The following is a 16,234-nucleotide window of genomic DNA, read 5'->3' as shown; positions in this document are numbered from 1 at the left end:
ATCCCTAAAAGTAAATCCCAAGCCCCTCGACATAATAATCACCATTGATTTTCTTCTCGCGAACTTTAATGCCTTGCTCGATGAGAACTCTGCTGAACATTTCCCAAAACTTTGTGGAGCCTATAGACTTTACATTGTCCAAACCGTTAATCTCTGCCCATCTAGAAAAATCACGCTTGAAATCTGATCTTAAGGTCTGTTCACCTTCAGCCCAAAATACCCGTGCATTGAAATACTCGGGAACTGGGTTTTGACTAACCTTATAGTCCTCTAATGCTTTTTCACACACTTTGCTCTCGGTCAAATTAAAGTTGTTTTCGATTAAACGAGCTAAGCCTTTCAATGCAAAATTCAGTATGCCTGGTAATTCTGTAAGCAGCTTATCGAGCAAAGTCTTGTCCATGTAGCTTACCCCCTCAATAGGGGCTTCGTCCGCTCGCAACTCCCGATAAATTTTGTTGAAAGGAATGATTTGAAGTCTTCGGAAATACCCATTTGTTGAATCATTTGAATCCATCATGCTGTTCAGCAATACAATCGTCTTAGCAAACAATCTTGTGTTGAAAGAAGCTTTGAATTTCTGCTCGACGTTTACCGCATCTCCACCAGTTAAGATTTTGAAGTTCTGAGTGTTGAATTTCCGATCAAATTCATTCTCGGTCGAAACATTCACCAGCTTTCCCGGCAGGTTTTGCATACCAAAACGACCACCGAGATCTTTCAACGAGACATTTGACACATTTTCAATTCCGATAAGGTGACGGATGACTTCTGATAATACACTCTTACCGTTTGATCCCGAACCAATGAAGAAAAACGCCTTTTGAATCTTAATGTCCGGTATAAAGCAGTAACCCATTATTTCCTGAACAAGCCTGATACGTTCACCATCACCTTCAAAGATGTCGAATAGGAACTCTTCAAACTTCGGACATGATGCAGTTTTGTTGTACTCAATCGGTATTTGTATGGTGGATAAGTAGCTTGGGTCATGATTAACAAATTCCATCGAATAAAGATTTAACATGCCATTGGTTAAGTTTATAAGCCCCTTTTCGGGATTCATTTCTTCAACAAATGGTATCTCTCTCCTTAAAGCCTCGAAGTACTCACCCTCCCATTTCCGACACCAGATATCCGTTTTTGCTTCATGAATAATACCGCGGCAGATTGCCTTTAACATCCTATCGTTCATTTCGATGTAATACCCCTTACTGCAATAGGTATAAATCTGCGCGTTACCTAGCTGAACGAGATGCATTCGACTTAATGTGTAAGTGGCAAAGGTATTTGCGTTCATTTCTAAATCTTTCTTTCCATAAGTTATTCCCCGTTCCTTAAGAGCCAGCCGCTCATCGAGCTGTTCTACAATTGGTGAAACACAGGATTTCATGACTTCAAGAGTTTGATATGATGCTGCCATTTTAAGCACACCTTTCTCGGGTTTGTATATCACTCTCCGAGACTCTTGAGCACTTTCCCAATTTTCGTCTCAACTCCTGCATAAAAAAAAAAAATGACCCTAATTTATTTTGGATGAATAAAAACAGTGTAGACCACCAAAGGCATTCTACACTGTAGTCAGGTTTTTATTTGGATGTTAAATGCAGTTCCCTCATGCTTTGTGCTATCCGCTTCTTGCCTTCTTCTCTCTTTTTCAGTAGATGCTCCAGTAATGGACCATACTTATCTGCGTACTTCGGTATTACCTTCCATTCACCTTGAACTTTCTTGTCGATTGGGATGATCTGTTCAGTAATTGGAACAACATCTTCTCTATAACCTGATTTGTTCTTGGGCTTATTTCTCTTAAATTGAATCGATGGTGTGGGTAACTTGGCGTCTCCTTTTTCAAATGCTTTCAAATATAAGGAAACATAGCCACCTCTAGGATCATCATTAGCTTCAAAAAAACCAGCGTACTCATCCCTTAACATCAAGAACATAAACTCGTAATAGGTAAGATCAAACTTTTCATTTGCTTTTACTTTACGTTTTCCGATCTGATCTTTACTTATTCCCGTATACTTATCCAAACGAACATCAATGACAGGAACATCGTCAATATCTACATCAGAGATCAAGGTGATACCTACCTTTGTAGGACATGGTTTAGATTTCCTCACACCATCTGCGACATTACGCTTTGACTTAAATGATTGAAATCCGAGTAAAGTAATAAAATGTAGAGTATGAGACAATGAACATAAATTCTCTTTTCGACTCTTTGGCATATCCGCTATTATCTGATGACCGATTTCTAGAAATCTTGAATTATATTTTGTTTTCTTACCAGCACCCATTTTACCCCTCCTTCGGATCTAATAATTTAATCGAGTATCCTGGCTTTCTGTTTTTTGAATAATAATACTTCTCTAGGAACCTATCTTTTTTATACTCAACATTGTAATCTTCGAACACATGATAGACCGTATCAATTGTTGAGAAGAAGGCTAGTTTGTCTCCTTCATTTGTGGGAATGAACTGATAGCTTCCATCTGTTTCAAATAATTGTTGAAGAAAATTATTTTCATTATATGTATACCGCTCTACACCAAAATCATTTAGATTGAACTTTACTGTCTTTCCAAAAAAGTAAGTCTCTTGATCGTATCTCATAATTTTATCTTCTCGATGACTTATAAGAGTTCGATTCCCTTTTTCCCTTACATACGTAGGTATCTTTTGGGCTACACGCAATTCTTCGGGAATTGAATTTATGGCTTCAATTTCAATTTCCTCTGTCAATCGCGTCTTGACTCTTGGATAGTATGTTAATGAGATAGAGTCTTCATCAAACCCTTCAATTACTGCAGGGTAGCACTCAGAAAGTTTACCCGGATTGGACTCCGTTGCACCTATACGTTCATACAGCAGTACGACATCACCTATCTCGAATTCGCTTGTAAGATATTGAAACTTTTCTGCTTTATTGTAGAATCGGTTCATCCATCCCCGCTGTCTGAATTGCATAACGAAAGCTATCCAATCAAATTGATGCTCTTTAATTTCGGATGGACCATCTGCGGCTTCATTATAGAATTTATCAAGTTGTATTTTATCTGTGCTCGATTCTTCAAGATACCTTATCTCGACTAATCCATCGAGCAAACTATTTCCGAATCGCATAAGGATGTAAAGATCCACATATTCGAAACCATCAGGATAAACTGCCCCATGATCAATTATTAATTTCGGAATAGGTTTGTTGACCTTAGCACTTCTTACCATGATATAAGCAATTAAGCTGATGTATCCTGCAGATTTTTTACTTGAAGCATTCAAGACTTGATTAGCCATAATATCTGATTGCAGTTCAAACACTACTTCATCATCGGTATCTTTCTTAAAGTAGACTCCCTCAACCGATTTTGTAAAGAAGTTCCTATCGGAGTAAGGTTTCAATGTCCCGATTGGTTTGAACCCCACATCAAGCCCGTTTGTTACCACGAAACTGAAGTGTTCACCGATGAGCAATTCCTCTGAAATTGTTACATCGGACAAAACCAATTTCTTCTTAAGCAAGGTTTGGGCATACTTGTCGAGTTCATAGGCAAGCAGAAGCTCCGAACCTGTATAAATAGTGGTTACTTTCTTGTCTAAAGGTAATAATTCGTTTAATCTTATGATATCCATTTTCAATTCTCCTCACATGAAGCAATCATTGGTAGTATTCTCTATATTTTAACCCATCGATAGTTTTGGCTCAATTATAGAAAAACCACCTTCCAATCGGATAAGTGGTTACGACCTGTTTCCAATCTTTACTTAATGAATACGACATACACCTTATCTGTCGTTAGCAGGTTACTATCTTCATAAATTTCGACCTTCTCCTTAAGATCAGCCTGCAAATTCTTTATTAAGTGCTGCGCGGCGGATAAAGTATGGTCGCCAAAATCATAGATCACCAAAAATTTAAACGCTGCCGCGGGATTCGATTTTACTTTTGATTTCCCTTCAAGTAGCCCCAGAATATCTTTTACGATTCCGTTTCTTTGAGCTGAACCAAATTTGTAACCATTATTGATCGGCTTGTTACATTTGATCTCAGCAATAATATTGACCTCTCCAGTAACGATGAGATCGTATCCATTATCATTCGGTCTGCTTTTAAGAACTTGTTCCAAGTAGACTTGATAATTCTCCTTCACATAAGGGAAGCGATCACTAACCCAGTCAATAAATCGGATGGTCGTTTTGTATGTAATGATGTTATGGATGTCCTTCAACGTAGTCTTTATGTCTTCGAAGTCTTCAACTGACATCCGAGAATAGTAATCTTCATTGGAGCCGGTTATTTTATTGGCTATGAACTGGTTGAATCGTTCTTTTAACTCCGCTTCTCTATCGTAAGTTAAGCTCATCATTTACCCCCGTTATGAAAATGGAATCCTTATCCACTAATTGTATCTCGAATGGCTCCTATGGCTCAACAAAAGAAATAATGCGACTGAAATCCGCTTCCCTCGATGCCCCCAAATACAACAAGGGCAAAATAAAAGATGGTGCCTGTTACAGACACCATCCAAAACGGAACCCCAACGATCAATTACTCTTCGTCTTTGTAATCAATCTTCGTATCGATTCCAACTGTATTTGTTTTGCTATCCCATGTTACGCCAATGTTAAACGCTTTTGCGATGTCGCGGAGCTTGAAGTAGTTATTACCATCAATTGTGTAGGCGACCAAGCTTACTTCCTTGCCGTCAATATATAAGGTGGAAGAAGTTGGCTTGGCTTCTTTTGTAGCTGGCTTAGCAGATACTTTGAGTTCTCCGCCCGCTGGAGTGTACGCTTTACCAGAAAGAAGGCTGATTGCATTCTTTGCTCCATCCCACTTTACTTCAAATTGCTTCTCGGTGCCATTCACAACTGAAGCGATGTCGCGAAGTTTAAAGAAGTTGTTATTATTGATGTTATAGGCTTCAAAGGATACTTCTTTGCCGTTGACAATTACCTTGGATGCTGTTGGCTTGGCAGACACAGGCTTGCTCGACTGATTTGTATCTGCATCAACCACTTTGTAACGATTGAAACCTTCATACATGAAGTAAATATTCTTAAACGAGTCGATCACATTACGATCTTTATCATAAACCTCAATCGACACAACCAAAACATCGTCTGTAACAACAGATTCAAATGTAACACTAGGCATATATACGGAAACCTTACCGTCTTTAAATTCCTCGTCTACATATTTCATTTGACCACCAAAATAGCTGTCGACACTCACATAAACTGAATGTGCCTTTTGATTTGTAGTAACCAGATCAAACAAAAATACGTTAGAGTCCTTCTCAAATTTCGGATTCTTCAATGTGATCGCAGAGACTTCAAAACCACCGATCTCATCGTCATTTCCCTTAACTGTCTGGAGCTTCAAAGAACTGCTTGGGAATTTAATCTTATACCCCGAATTTTCATTAAGAACATTTACTGTCGACATACCTTGTTCCGCTGTTTTATTACCGGATTCGGAGTTAGCCTTGGAATCATTACTGGCAGTTCCTTCGCCAACAATCTGAATAACAAATTCGGCAACAGTATCAGGTGAAAACTCGCTGCCGAAGCGCACGTTCACCCCATAATAGCCCTTCTTGCTGAGACTTACGGTATTGCCTTTTACAGCGATATCTTCGGAAGCTTCTCCCATAATGAAGGACTCACCATCAAGCTTCGCGTCAGGCAGGAAACTGATACTCGGATGCGGGTCTTTTCCGGTAATAGTAAGCGTTACTGGCTTGTCGGATACAAAAACCGTATCTCCAACACCTGATCCTTCATCAATAAACTGCTTTTTATCAGTTACGTTTGAGATTGAAACATAACCTCCTTGCTTCGTCTCAACTTTCGCTCCACTCTCAGCCATAGCCGTTAGTGAAGTAAACAGGGAAATAACCAAAGACAAGACCAACATCATAGATATCTTCTTCATTTTCCATCACTCCATTTTCATTGTTGTATGCTTATCATGAGCAATTGCTCTAAAAGCCAAGTTATTGAACTGTTCTCTTCGCCTGATACATCGATTGGATAAATAACTGGATATCTGATTTTTCAAAATGGCTTTCGCTAATACAAATCCTCTTCCCTATAAAGGCGATTTCGAACAGCTTGTACCTCTTAAACAGGTAAAGAACCAAGACGATGACAAAGGTTCCTGCCATTATTGAGCCATAAAGCTTAATTTGGCTAAATTGCACACCAAATTTCTTCATTCCTCTAGAGATCTGCATCAGGATCGTGATTAATACCCCGACCGTTACAAGGTAGTAGAGATTACGTCTCGATCTCTTACGTATGTAGCCAGCACCAATGAAATCTTGAAGCAGTATCGATTCGGGTTCGAATATTTTTCTGGAAGTGTCGCCATTATCATATCGGTAATGCTCACCAGAAAAGTGGATGTACTTATTGGTCAGAACTATTACAGGCTTCTTGTCGTTGTTCCCTATATGCCCCTCACCTAATACCGCTCTGATCTCCTCACCATTGCTCAAGGTTAATCCTTTAACGACAATACTCATTTGTTGCCATTAGATAGGAGATTCTTTTTAGCTTCGTCAAACTCTTCTTGGGTGATAAGCTTCTGTTGCAATAGTTCGGAGTATTTCTTTATCTCGTCCGCAATACCAAGTTTAGAGTTAGTCTCAGCGGGCGCTTGTGGCGCGGCTGCTGCAACCTGAGAAGATGCTGATTCAACAACATGGTCTTTTGCTCTTCTGAGCTGCTTCTGGAAGTCATCGATCTCTGCTTTATCATACAAATTGATGTTGAAGGCAATCATCCCCCCTGCGAAGGAGATCTCGAATAAATTTTTGCGTTTCAGTATGTACGCAGTTAATGTGATTGAGAAGCTTAATATAGAAGCGATCAATACAAATGTCAAAATGTTCATAACCGTTGCCTGATCACTACTTCCTAAGCTACTCAGAACACCGAAAAGAATGATTGATAAAACTAATGAAGATAAAGAAGTAATTAACAGTGATATCGGATTAACCCTGGTGTAACCTGTTCCGGTCACATCCTTCAGGTCTACCATTCGCTCTTCAAAAGACTTTTTCAACTTACCGGCTTCTTTGTAGTAACACTTGCCTTTGAAGTAAACCCGCCTATTGCTTATAACGGAAAACCCACTGGCAAGCGAACCCCCTGATAGGAAGTTAATGATGTAACCATTACCAATTGAAGCAATATATCTCTCCGTTGGTTCTGCGAATACTTCCCTGAACTTTTTCATTACTTCTTCCGATAAAATTGCACCTCGACCTAACTTTCCCTCAGCTGAGACTTTAAAGAATGCAATTAGCGGTGGAACAATAATCACGATTAAAAAGAATGTGATGATTAATTGTGGTGCTGAACTCGACAAGTGCTTCTCCTCCTTTTTGATTTTTAATTAAACAATGTCTCACTGCACTTCGGTCAAAGACCCTTTATCCCTAATCAAAGTAGGCATTTCGACATATATTTTTGATTATAATATACGAACTATACTTCGTGAAGTATTAGTCGTTATCAAAAGTTCGCGAATTCCCTAACATAAAGGAAACGAATGCAAGGTGGTGTTTCCTTTAATGAAATTGAAAGAAGCAAGGGAAAAGAAGAAGCTCAGCCAAGAAAGCGTTAGCCGCGCTGTTAATATATCCTTACGACATTATCAAAACATTGAAGGTGGTATAACCATCCCTGCGGTGAATATCGCTCATCATATCTGCGAAGTACTTAAGGTTGATCCACGAAAAATTGATGAGTGGAAAGACAGACGTCCGCCTGTTTAAAGCAGATACCCCCTTAGATCATGATATTTAGAACCTACTCCTTAGTCAGTTGACTTTAAGTCACATCGAAACACAACCTCGACAAAATTATCCATCACATCTATAACTTTTGACCTACTATCCCGATATACTTATTAAGAAGAATATGGGTAGGAGGTCTTTTTGTTTGTGGACATAAGAAACCAATTTGGTCAAAGAGTAAGAGAGCTGCGGGCGAGAAGTGGTATGTCTCAGGAGATACTTGCCTATCGCGCGGGGCTAGATCGTACATATTTAAGTGGTGTGGAACGAGGAGAACGCAATGTTAGCCTGGTTAATATCGAAAAGATCGCCGCGGCGCTTTCTGTATCGGTTGAATATATGTTTTCAAGCGAACGCTTCTCGTCAACCCCTGCATATCAACCTAATGACTTCACGATACCATTTACAGAGCGGTTTAAATATCAACTCGATGGTGACCGAAAGATTCTCGCCTTTCAAGTTTATGGGCTACTTACAGGAGATAATGTTGATTTTATGTCTAAGACCCTTATGAGGATTTGTAGTTCCTTTGGAAAGGGTGAACTGAACGTTTTTGTTGATCACCGTGATATGAAAGCTTCTGACGGCGACCCGGTAGTTTACTCGCCAATAGTTGCCGATAGAGCTATAGCTTTTCAACGGAACTTGCTTTTATATAGCAGTAAAGCCGTAGTTCTCTGTAATTCGGAATTTCAAGTGCACCAATTAAAAAGAATTACCCAAGAAAGTGGCATTCCTACAGTTCCTCTTTTCGGTCGTGATAAAGATATGGTCGGACAGGCATACGAGCTGCTTGGTATTAACGGGAATGACTTAATTAAAATGCATTAGTTTGAGGTGGATTTCGTGAGTGTAAGAACAGAGTTCGGAAATAGAATACGTGAACTTCGTGCAAGAAGTGGCATGTCTCAAGAAGTCTTGGCTCACCGAGCAGGAATGGATCGGAGCTATCTCAGCGGTGTAGAAAGAGGACTTCGTAATATCAGCTTGGATAATATCGAACGACTTGCTAAAGCATTGAATGTATCGATTTCGTATATGTTTGCAGTCGAAAGGCTTTCCGATACCCCTGCATATCAACCGCATGACTTTACCGTTCCACTCTCTGAACGGTTCAAGTATCATTTGGACAGTGATAAACGGATTCTGTCCTTTCAAGTTAGTGGCTTGCTGAACGGACAACATGTAGAACATATGTCAAAAACCCTGTTGGGGATATGCAACGCATTTCAAAAAGAAGAACTTAGCGTCTTTGTCGACCATCGAGATATGAAGGCTGCCGATTCAAAGCCAGCCGTTTACTCTGTGGAAGTGGCGGAAAAAGCAGTATTATTTCAGCAACAGCTAGCTACATATAGCAATAAAGTAGTTGTACTCTGTAATTCTGAATTCATGGTACAGCAAATGAATTTTGTCACTGCGACGAGTGGTATTCATGATAAGTCGATTCACTTGTTCGACCGCGACAAAGACATGATAGGGAAAGCATACGAGTTGCTCGACATAAACGGGAATGACTTGATACAAGCTAAAGCTTAAAGCCGCCAGTGTTGGCGGCTTTAGAATTTCACAGGATGCATGTGTATAATGATCATAAAACAGGGAGATGTTGAATTGGCTCAGATTTATGATTTTCTTTCTCGTCAACCACTCAATAAGCTCAAGCAACACAACTATGAGCAAAACGATAGGATTATCGAACAACACGGCAAATACATTGGAGTGCTTACTAAACAAAGAACTGAGACGCTACGGGAAATAATCGATTTGATGGAACTAAAGAAAAAACAGATTGAACAGTTGATGTCTGAATTTGAGGAATTGCGCTCTGGATATGATGGGATGGTTCTTGAAGCAGTGAGCTTTCTTGGAGCAAAGAAAAATGGGATCGATTTCGATCCGGAAACATGGGATTTCTATGTGGATGTTAAGGGGCATTGTTGGGTGATAAATAACAACAAATAGAAATAAAAAGCAAGGGAGTCATTCCCCTTGCTCTATACGAATATCTGATTCATAAAACCCTTTTTCATAGCTTCTAACTCGGACTTTTTCTTTTTAAGCAATTCAATCTTCTGAGATAACTTGTAGAGAAAACTCGATATCTTTCTTTGCTCTTTAATATCAGGAAGTGGAACTTCTAGACTTGATAATGCTGGCTTTGACAGTCCAAAAACTGATACCCCATTTGCATTTACATTAATAAACTTCCTGAATTCAGTAGTCTGTGTAAAGTAGTGCAAAAACAACGAGTCTAACCGGCTATCTGGTCTAAAACAATGGGTATGTAACCCGCCAATTATTTTTCTATTGCCACCCTCGAGAAGAACAACGCTTTTACCAAGATCAGAAGTATCTTCAGATGCATCAGCAAATACTACGTCTCCGTCTTTAAGAAGTGTGTATGTTGTTGTTTCTGTATCAATACTTAATGACGGAAGCCCCGTCTGTAACGTAATCACTCCCGATAATTTAGAATGAATATCACCGTAATGAATATGTTGATATTCCCCTTCTCCCTCAACACTGCGTGAAAAGCTGTAGTTTCTAATAAACGAACCTATTTCCTCTAAGACCGATGAATCCCAATCGGGAAATTCCTGCCCATTCTCATTTCTGAACCGAATCTCCTGTAAGAAAATCTTCTGGAGCATGCCTTTCTTGAACAACTCCAATTGTTCGATCTTCTCCTGCTGTTTCTCGATCTTTTGATCAAGGAGAGAGAAAAAGGAAGCAATTTTTTGTTGCTCTTCCATTGAAGGTAAGCATAAACTAAATTGAACCAATTTATTGAAGTAAAGCCTTGTTCTTGTTCCTCCTAATTTCTGCATCTCACAAAACTTCCTAAATCGTTTGGAAGAATTAAGATATTTATGGATAAACACTGTACTCAAAGTATCGTTTGTTGTAAAAACAGGGTATTCAGGACTGACAAGAACCTCATCAGCAATATTATTAATGTTAAAATGAAATATAGAGTCGTCACTCATATGGCGATATGTCATATAACCTCTAGGAACAATCTTAAACTGTATGTCCTCACTTACATAAGACCGATCTCCACTATAGTATTCACCTTGCAAGAAGAGTCCTCTCCTTGATGATGTAGCAATAGGAACACTGCCACCTCCGTTCTTTAGTTGCTTGTACTCTTTTATGTGATGACCTAATGTCGTGCTTTTCCAAGGTTCTTTAAATCCAGCAAAACGCAAGTTTGGCGTAGCCTGCTGTATATTGTTATCCATCCCTTACACCCCCAACTCCTCGAGATACCTCGTTAATTCGGTATCTATTTCAGCTATCTCATCATCAATCTCTTTCAACCTTACACGCACTGCTTCAATGTCTACAGGCTCTTCTTCCTCGAAGGTGTCTACATAACGAGGGATATTTATGTTATAGTCATTCGCTCTGACTTCATCAATACTAGCGGCATACGAATATTTCTCGATGGACTGACGAACCTTATATGTTTCAACAATCCTCTCAACATCTTCATCACGAAGACGATTTTGGTTCTTCCCTTTCTCGAAGTCGTTGGAAGCATCAATAAAAAGAATGTTGTCATTCGCTTCTCGACATTTCTTGAATACCAATATACAAGTCGGGATCGATGTTCCAAAGAAAACATTGGGTGGTAAGCCGATCACCGCATCCAAGTAGTTCTTTTCCTCAATCATGTACTTACGTATAGCCCCTTCTGCCGCGCCACGGAACAATACCCCATGAGGAAGGACAACTGCCATTGTTCCGTTATCATCAAGATGATGAATCATATGTTGAACAAAAGCGAAATCGGCTTTGGATGCGGGAGCTAGTTTACCGTAGGCACTAAATCGCTCATCTTGCAGGAACTTTTCATCAGAACTCCATTTTGCTGAGTATGGAGGATTTGCTACTACGGCTTCAAATCGCATATCAAGATGCCGCGGCTCATCCAAACTATCGGCATTTTGAATATCGAAGTTATGATAGGACACATCATGCAGGAGCATGTTCATACGAGCCAAGTTATAAGTAGTTGAGGTTTTCTCTTGACCGTAAAACTTTCTGACTCTCGCTTCCTTGGCAACCCTCAAGAGCAACGATCCTGAACCGCAAGTCGGGTCATAGACATTTCTTAAGTCATTCTTACCCAGTGTAACTATCTTAGCAATGATTTTGGAAACTTGTGGTGGAGTATAGAACTCACCAGCTTTTTTCCCCGCATTGGCAGCAAACTGTCCGATCAAATACTCATAAGCATCGCCCAGAACGTCAATGTCCACATCATCATGTAAGAAAGGAATATCATTGATATTGACCATGACCTTAGCGATCAGCTTGGAACGAGACTTTACATCACGACCCAATTTCGAGGAAGCCAAGTCCATGTCATCGAAAAGGTGTTGGAAGTCATCTTGACTCGTCGCTCCGAGTGTAGATTCGGTTACTTTGTTGATTGCTGCTTGCAGCATTTCAATATCGAACTTCCCTTGCTCACCCCTACCAATTTCTTCAATCATGCTTGAAAACAGGTAATCTGGTTCGATAACGTAGCCAATTTCCTGAATAAGCTGATCTTTTAAGGCATCTCGATATGCTTGATCCATCCAAGCATCTCTGTAAGAAATATTGTCTTCCTGAAGTAGGCTATTAACCCGATCTTCCGTTTTGTCCGACAAGTAACGGTAAAAGATCAGACCAAGAATATAGTTTTTGAATTCGTATGCTTCAAGTTGTCCCCGAAGATCATTCGCCATATCCCAAAGCTTCTTATGTAACTCAGCTTGTTGATGACGTTGTAACTCAGTCGTTGTCATCTGTTTATCTCCTCCTTTAGATAACCTATCAATTGCTGTTTGATATATTGCTGTTCCCATACGATTCTCTCCTGAAGTAGACGATTTTTTCGATGTAATAATCTGTGGACGCTACCAATCTTCACTTGATCGTCCATAGATGGCAAAATAATTTCCAAAGTCCTAAGCATTTGAATCGACAAAGCTGCTATACTGGAACCTTGCGTAGCGATCTTCAATTGTTTTCGACAGTCTGGATGATCGTTTATAAACCACTCCAGATAGTCAGGATGTAATTCACTTGTAGGCTCAATTATGGCAAAGTTAGAAGGAATCAACTTTCCGACATGTTCCTGCTTCAAAGCTACTGCTCGTTGTCCAATCAAACTAATTAAGACTAACCCTTCTTTAGCGAGTGGTAAAGACCCCAAACGATCATGATCTACATGAACATCTTGCTGATTTTCTACCGATGATGTGGGATCAGGACTTAACCACTCATTCATTTCTTTCATTGTGTAGACCGGAAGCTTAACTGCCTCCAATGAAGGTGACGTCTGGATACGAGAAAGAAACGCCCCTTGCACCACCGATGCACATTTTTCTAGATTCAAACCAGCCCTCCCCTTTGCTATTTATAAAAATAGCATTAAAACCAACAATTTCATGATAATAAAAAATAGCAGAAAAGGCAAGTGCTTTTCTGCTATTTCTATAAATAGCACTACGAAAAACGTTTGGTGTGCTCTGTGATGAACTCTATAATCCGTTGAATCATCGCTCGTTTTTGAAGGAATGGCAACTTGACCGCATCACTTATCTCTTGTTGATTAACAAGTCCACCATACTCATATTCCTGCACAAAACTTTGAATCAATTCAGGCGATAATCCCACTTCACCGGCAAATGCTTCAATTTCCTTCATACGTTCTTCTTGTTCGAAGGCATTGTAGTTATCATCTACCGAATCTGCATTGGTTAACGTCGGTACTACTTTACGCAAGAATTCCTTTAACAAATTCGCTTTGAGTCGGAGCTGCTCGTTATCGGCACGATCAATTTCATCTTCAATGTCTTTAATCGACTTGTCTCGCGCATCCTGATTATCGAAATCAATGTTTCGGATCAGATTCATAATGTAACTAACATTAATCCGATCAGTATGCATCAGCTCGATTAGGAAATCAACGTTCGCCAAGATCGATTCTTTACCCCCGCCGCGCTTAACTTCATCATAAATACGGAGATATTTACTCTTGTAATCTTGGTACTCCTGTTCAGAGATACCCAATCGAGCCGGATCGAATTCAAACTCGGTAAAAGTTTGGAGTCGAGTCAGATACTTGGTTAGCTCTCGGAAGCTAATCACAAACTCCTGTTTTTCTTCCTCTCGCTCCAAGGCATCCACTTCCGCTGGCGTAGGGGCAAGAGCTTTTACTTTCACCAGAGCTGCCCTAAACATTTGAAGGTACTCTTCATAACTCTTCATCAGGACATCATCGACACTGTCCGTTTTCGAGAATAACTTAATTGCCTCGTCCGTATCTTCCTTTAGATTGCGGAAGCATACAATATTCCCATAAGGTTTGGTCGCTTTCTCTGTCCGATTGGTACGGGAGAAGGCTTGAATCAAATTATGATATTTCAGGAAGCGGTCCATGTAGAGGATATTCAAGGTCTTGCTATCGAATCCTGTCAAAAAGATGTTCACCACTAACAGTATATCGATCTGGGCAGTCTTGACTTTACGAGAAACATCGGCAAAATACCCCTGGTACTTATCTGTTGAGAAATTGGTACCATACATAGCATTATAGTCCTTAATGATTCGTTCAAGGCTGTCCCGAGAATGCTCGTCTTGTCCATCGCTCTCACTGTCCTCATTCTGACCATAGGTGAAAATACCAGCAATCTTCAAGTTATGTGACATGGACTTGAAGGTGTCGTAGTACTTAATCAGCATCGGGATGCTGTCCACAGTGAATAGTCCTGTATACCCCTTACTGCGCGACTTCCGATCATGATGGGTTATAATGTTCTCAGCGATCAAGCGAATACGATCATCATGCATCCAGACTTCATCAGTCAGAATTCCTTTTACGCGGGTCTGATCCTTTTCGTTAATCGAAACATCAACCGTTTGGATGTAATCCACCGAAAACCCCAAGACATTGCCATCATGGATCGCATCTTTAATCAGATACGTATGTAGACATTTCTCAAAAATATCGGCGGTTACCCGACCGTCTTGGCTTTTGTTTTCCTCGAACAAAGGTGTTCCCGTGAAACCAAAATACTGTGCCTCTTTAAAATGATTGTCAACGAGTCTTTTCATCTTACCAAATTGACTGCGATGACACTCATCAATAATGAAGACAACCCGCTCCTGTTGATACGGCTTCATGATCTGCTCATATCGAGGATTTTTTATAGCGTTCGCCATCTTTTGAATTGTAGTAACGATCAACGGCTTCGTTAAGTCCGAAATTTGCGCTACCAGTTTTTCTGTATCATCTGTCATGTCCACCGAATCTGGTTCAAACTTGTTAAATTCCGCTAAAGTCTGACTATCCAAATCCTTACGGTCAACAAGGAAGAAGACCTTCTTTATATGTGGTTCGTTCGCAAGGATTTGACTCGACTTAAATGAAGTTAATGTCTTTCCGCTACCAGTTGTATGCCAGATATAACCGTTGTTCTTGGTTTCCAAGGCACGCTTAATAAGTGCTTCAACTGCATAGACCTGATATGGTCGCATGACCATTAATAGCTTCTCGGTCTCATTCAATACCATGTACCGGGCTATCATCTTAGCCATGTGGCACTTTTCTAGAAAGTTGGACGTGAAATCGCTTAGATTGGTGATACGATTATTTTCTGCATCCGACCAGAAGAAGGTGTGCGAAAACAAGATGTCACCATCAGAGTTTGCAAAATATTTCGTATCAACCCCATTGCTGACAACAAACATCTGCAGATAGCGATATAACCCCCTGAAGGAGTGTTTTCGATACCGTTGGATCTGATTAAATGCCTCTTTAAAATCTAAGCCGCGGCGCTTTAACTCGATCTGTACTACAGGTAAGCCGTTAATGAAGATTGTTACATCATAACGGTTTTTATACGTCCCTTCGACTGTTGTCTGATTGGTGACCTGAAAAATATTTTTACACCAATCACGGGTATTCATCAGCTCAAGATAGACCTCTGTTCCATCATCACGCTGGAACACCTGTTTATCCCTAAGAATCTTTGCGGAGTCAAAAATGCTTTTCCCATCAATCTGAGTTAGGAATCGGCTGAACTCCGAATCCGTCAGTGGCTGACCATTTAATTTCTTCTCATTGAATTTATTCAGTTGCTGTTTAAAGTTTCCTAAAAGCGAATCATAATCATTTATTGTTACTCGCTCGTAGCCCTGACGAACAAGTTGCTCGATCAGATTTTTCTCAAGCTGGGCTTCCGACTGATAAGACAAATGTAAAACCTCCTCAGGTGTTCTTTACCCCACTCATACACAGGAGTCTTACAATATTCTACATTTCCCAGCCGATATCCTTCTAGAGCCCCAAATCCCGGAGATTTCTTTAAAAATCCTCTGTCTGACTTACAGCCCTAAACTAGTCGAAATCAATAAACCGG

Annotated in this window: 15 protein-coding genes; 4 read left to right on the top strand and 11 right to left on the bottom strand. The window is 40.0% G+C overall.

The genetic code is table 11. From position 1 onward, the window contains the following. Window positions 1-4: 4 nt before the first annotated feature. From PHU01S_RS02605 to PHU01S_RS02575, 7 genes are all read right to left on the bottom strand, one after another. The gene (locus PHU01S_RS02605; RefSeq protein ID WP_127505986.1) at window positions 5-1,423 is read right to left on the bottom strand and encodes a DNA primase family protein; all 1,419 of its coding nucleotides are present in this window, start codon (window positions 1,421-1,423) and stop codon (window positions 5-7) included. Between the two features lie 166 nt (window positions 1,424-1,589). Then, window positions 1,590-2,303, bottom strand: coding sequence for a hypothetical protein (locus PHU01S_RS02600; RefSeq protein ID WP_127505984.1), 714 nt, complete (start codon window positions 2,301-2,303; stop codon window positions 1,590-1,592). 1 nt (window position 2,304) lies between these two features. Further along, window positions 2,305-3,636 (bottom strand): hypothetical protein, encoded by a 1,332-nt coding sequence (locus PHU01S_RS02595; RefSeq protein ID WP_127505981.1) that lies wholly within the window; start codon window positions 3,634-3,636, stop codon window positions 2,305-2,307. Between the two features lie 128 nt (window positions 3,637-3,764). Further along, window positions 3,765-4,370, bottom strand: coding sequence for a hypothetical protein (locus tag PHU01S_RS02590; protein ID WP_127505979.1), 606 nt, complete (start codon window positions 4,368-4,370; stop codon window positions 3,765-3,767). A gap of 182 nt (window positions 4,371-4,552) precedes the next feature. Continuing rightward, a complete protein-coding gene (locus PHU01S_RS02585) occupies window positions 4,553-5,914 on the bottom strand; it encodes a stalk domain-containing protein (RefSeq protein ID WP_218032402.1) in 1,362 nt (453 codons plus the stop codon). Between the two features lie 88 nt (window positions 5,915-6,002). Further along, window positions 6,003-6,533, bottom strand: coding sequence for a hypothetical protein (locus PHU01S_RS02580; protein ID WP_127505977.1), 531 nt, complete (start codon window positions 6,531-6,533; stop codon window positions 6,003-6,005). Then, a complete protein-coding gene (locus tag PHU01S_RS02575; RefSeq protein WP_127505975.1) occupies window positions 6,530-7,381 on the bottom strand; it encodes an SHOCT domain-containing protein in 852 nt (283 codons plus the stop codon). Before PHU01S_RS02575 ends, PHU01S_RS02580 begins: the two co-directional genes overlap by 4 nt. Before the next feature lie 205 nt (window positions 7,382-7,586). Here PHU01S_RS02575 and PHU01S_RS02570 point away from each other — a divergent pair, with 205 nt between their 5' ends. The 4 genes from PHU01S_RS02570 to PHU01S_RS02555 all read left to right on the top strand — a co-directional run bounded on the left by PHU01S_RS02570 (window position 7,587) and on the right by PHU01S_RS02555 (window position 9,776). Beyond that, the gene (locus PHU01S_RS02570) at window positions 7,587-7,790 is read left to right on the top strand and encodes a helix-turn-helix domain-containing protein (RefSeq protein WP_127505973.1); all 204 of its coding nucleotides are present in this window, start codon (window positions 7,587-7,589) and stop codon (window positions 7,788-7,790) included. A 168-nt stretch (window positions 7,791-7,958) separates the two neighbouring features. Beyond that, window positions 7,959-8,642: a helix-turn-helix domain-containing protein gene (locus PHU01S_RS02565; RefSeq protein ID WP_127505971.1), complete on the top strand. Its 684-nt coding sequence runs from the start codon at window positions 7,959-7,961 to the stop codon at window positions 8,640-8,642. A 15-nt stretch (window positions 8,643-8,657) separates the two neighbouring features. Beyond that, complete coding sequence (locus tag PHU01S_RS02560) at window positions 8,658-9,350, top strand: helix-turn-helix domain-containing protein (protein WP_246029123.1); 693 nt, start codon at window positions 8,658-8,660, stop codon at window positions 9,348-9,350. A 48-nt stretch (window positions 9,351-9,398) separates the two neighbouring features. After that, window positions 9,399-9,776: a hypothetical protein gene (locus PHU01S_RS02555; protein ID WP_127505967.1), complete on the top strand. Its 378-nt coding sequence runs from the start codon at window positions 9,399-9,401 to the stop codon at window positions 9,774-9,776. Between the two features lie 32 nt (window positions 9,777-9,808). On the opposite strand, the gene PHU01S_RS02550 is transcribed toward PHU01S_RS02555, so the two are convergent. The 4 genes from PHU01S_RS02550 to PHU01S_RS02535 all read right to left on the bottom strand — a co-directional run bounded on the left by PHU01S_RS02550 (window position 9,809) and on the right by PHU01S_RS02535 (window position 16,070). Beyond that, window positions 9,809-11,056 carry a restriction endonuclease subunit S gene (locus PHU01S_RS02550; protein WP_127505965.1) on the bottom strand — a complete coding sequence of 416 codons (1,248 nt, stop codon included), beginning with the start codon at window positions 11,054-11,056 and terminating at the stop codon, window positions 9,809-9,811. Window positions 11,057-11,059: 3 nt separating this feature from the next. After that, the gene (locus PHU01S_RS02545; RefSeq protein WP_127506031.1) at window positions 11,060-12,613 is read right to left on the bottom strand and encodes a type I restriction-modification system subunit M; all 1,554 of its coding nucleotides are present in this window, start codon (window positions 12,611-12,613) and stop codon (window positions 11,060-11,062) included. Beyond that, a complete protein-coding gene (locus PHU01S_RS02540; protein ID WP_127505963.1) occupies window positions 12,610-13,206 on the bottom strand; it encodes a restriction endonuclease subunit S domain-containing protein in 597 nt (198 codons plus the stop codon). Before PHU01S_RS02540 ends, PHU01S_RS02545 begins: the two co-directional genes overlap by 4 nt. Before the next feature lie 110 nt (window positions 13,207-13,316). Further along, a complete protein-coding gene (locus PHU01S_RS02535) occupies window positions 13,317-16,070 on the bottom strand; it encodes a type I restriction endonuclease subunit R (RefSeq protein ID WP_127505961.1) in 2,754 nt (917 codons plus the stop codon). Window positions 16,071-16,234: the final 164 nt, after the last annotated feature.

Source organism: Paenibacillus humicus NBRC 102415 (genome assembly GCF_004000905.1).
Lineage (GTDB): Bacteria > Bacillota > Bacilli > Paenibacillales > Paenibacillaceae > Paenibacillus_O > Paenibacillus_O humicus.
The sequence above is the reverse complement of the archived record's forward strand: the minus strand, read 5'-3'. Positions and strand labels throughout refer to the sequence as shown.

What these genes read in the sequence shown, in the direction of transcription:
- PHU01S_RS02550 (WP_127505965.1), bottom strand. Translation starts at nt 11,056, where the DNA reads ATGGATAACAATATACAGCAGGCTACGCCAAACTTGCGTTTTGCTGGA.
- PHU01S_RS02555 (WP_127505967.1), top strand. Translation starts at nt 9,399, where the DNA reads ATGATCATAAAACAGGGAGATGTTGAATTGGCTCAGATTTATGATTTT.
- PHU01S_RS02590 (WP_127505979.1), bottom strand. Translation starts at nt 4,370, where the DNA reads ATGATGAGCTTAACTTACGATAGAGAAGCGGAGTTAAAAGAACGATTC.
- PHU01S_RS02595 (WP_127505981.1), bottom strand. Translation starts at nt 3,636, where the DNA reads ATGGATATCATAAGATTAAACGAATTATTACCTTTAGACAAGAAAGTA.
- PHU01S_RS02580 (WP_127505977.1), bottom strand. Translation starts at nt 6,533, where the DNA reads ATGAGTATTGTCGTTAAAGGATTAACCTTGAGCAATGGTGAGGAGATC.
- PHU01S_RS02600 (WP_127505984.1), bottom strand. Translation starts at nt 2,303, where the DNA reads ATGGGTGCTGGTAAGAAAACAAAATATAATTCAAGATTTCTAGAAATC.
- PHU01S_RS02570 (WP_127505973.1), top strand. Translation starts at nt 7,587, where the DNA reads ATGAAATTGAAAGAAGCAAGGGAAAAGAAGAAGCTCAGCCAAGAAAGC.
- PHU01S_RS02605 (WP_127505986.1), bottom strand. Translation starts at nt 1,423, where the DNA reads ATGGCAGCATCATATCAAACTCTTGAAGTCATGAAATCCTGTGTTTCA.
- PHU01S_RS02545 (WP_127506031.1), bottom strand. Translation starts at nt 12,613, where the DNA reads ATGACAACGACTGAGTTACAACGTCATCAACAAGCTGAGTTACATAAG.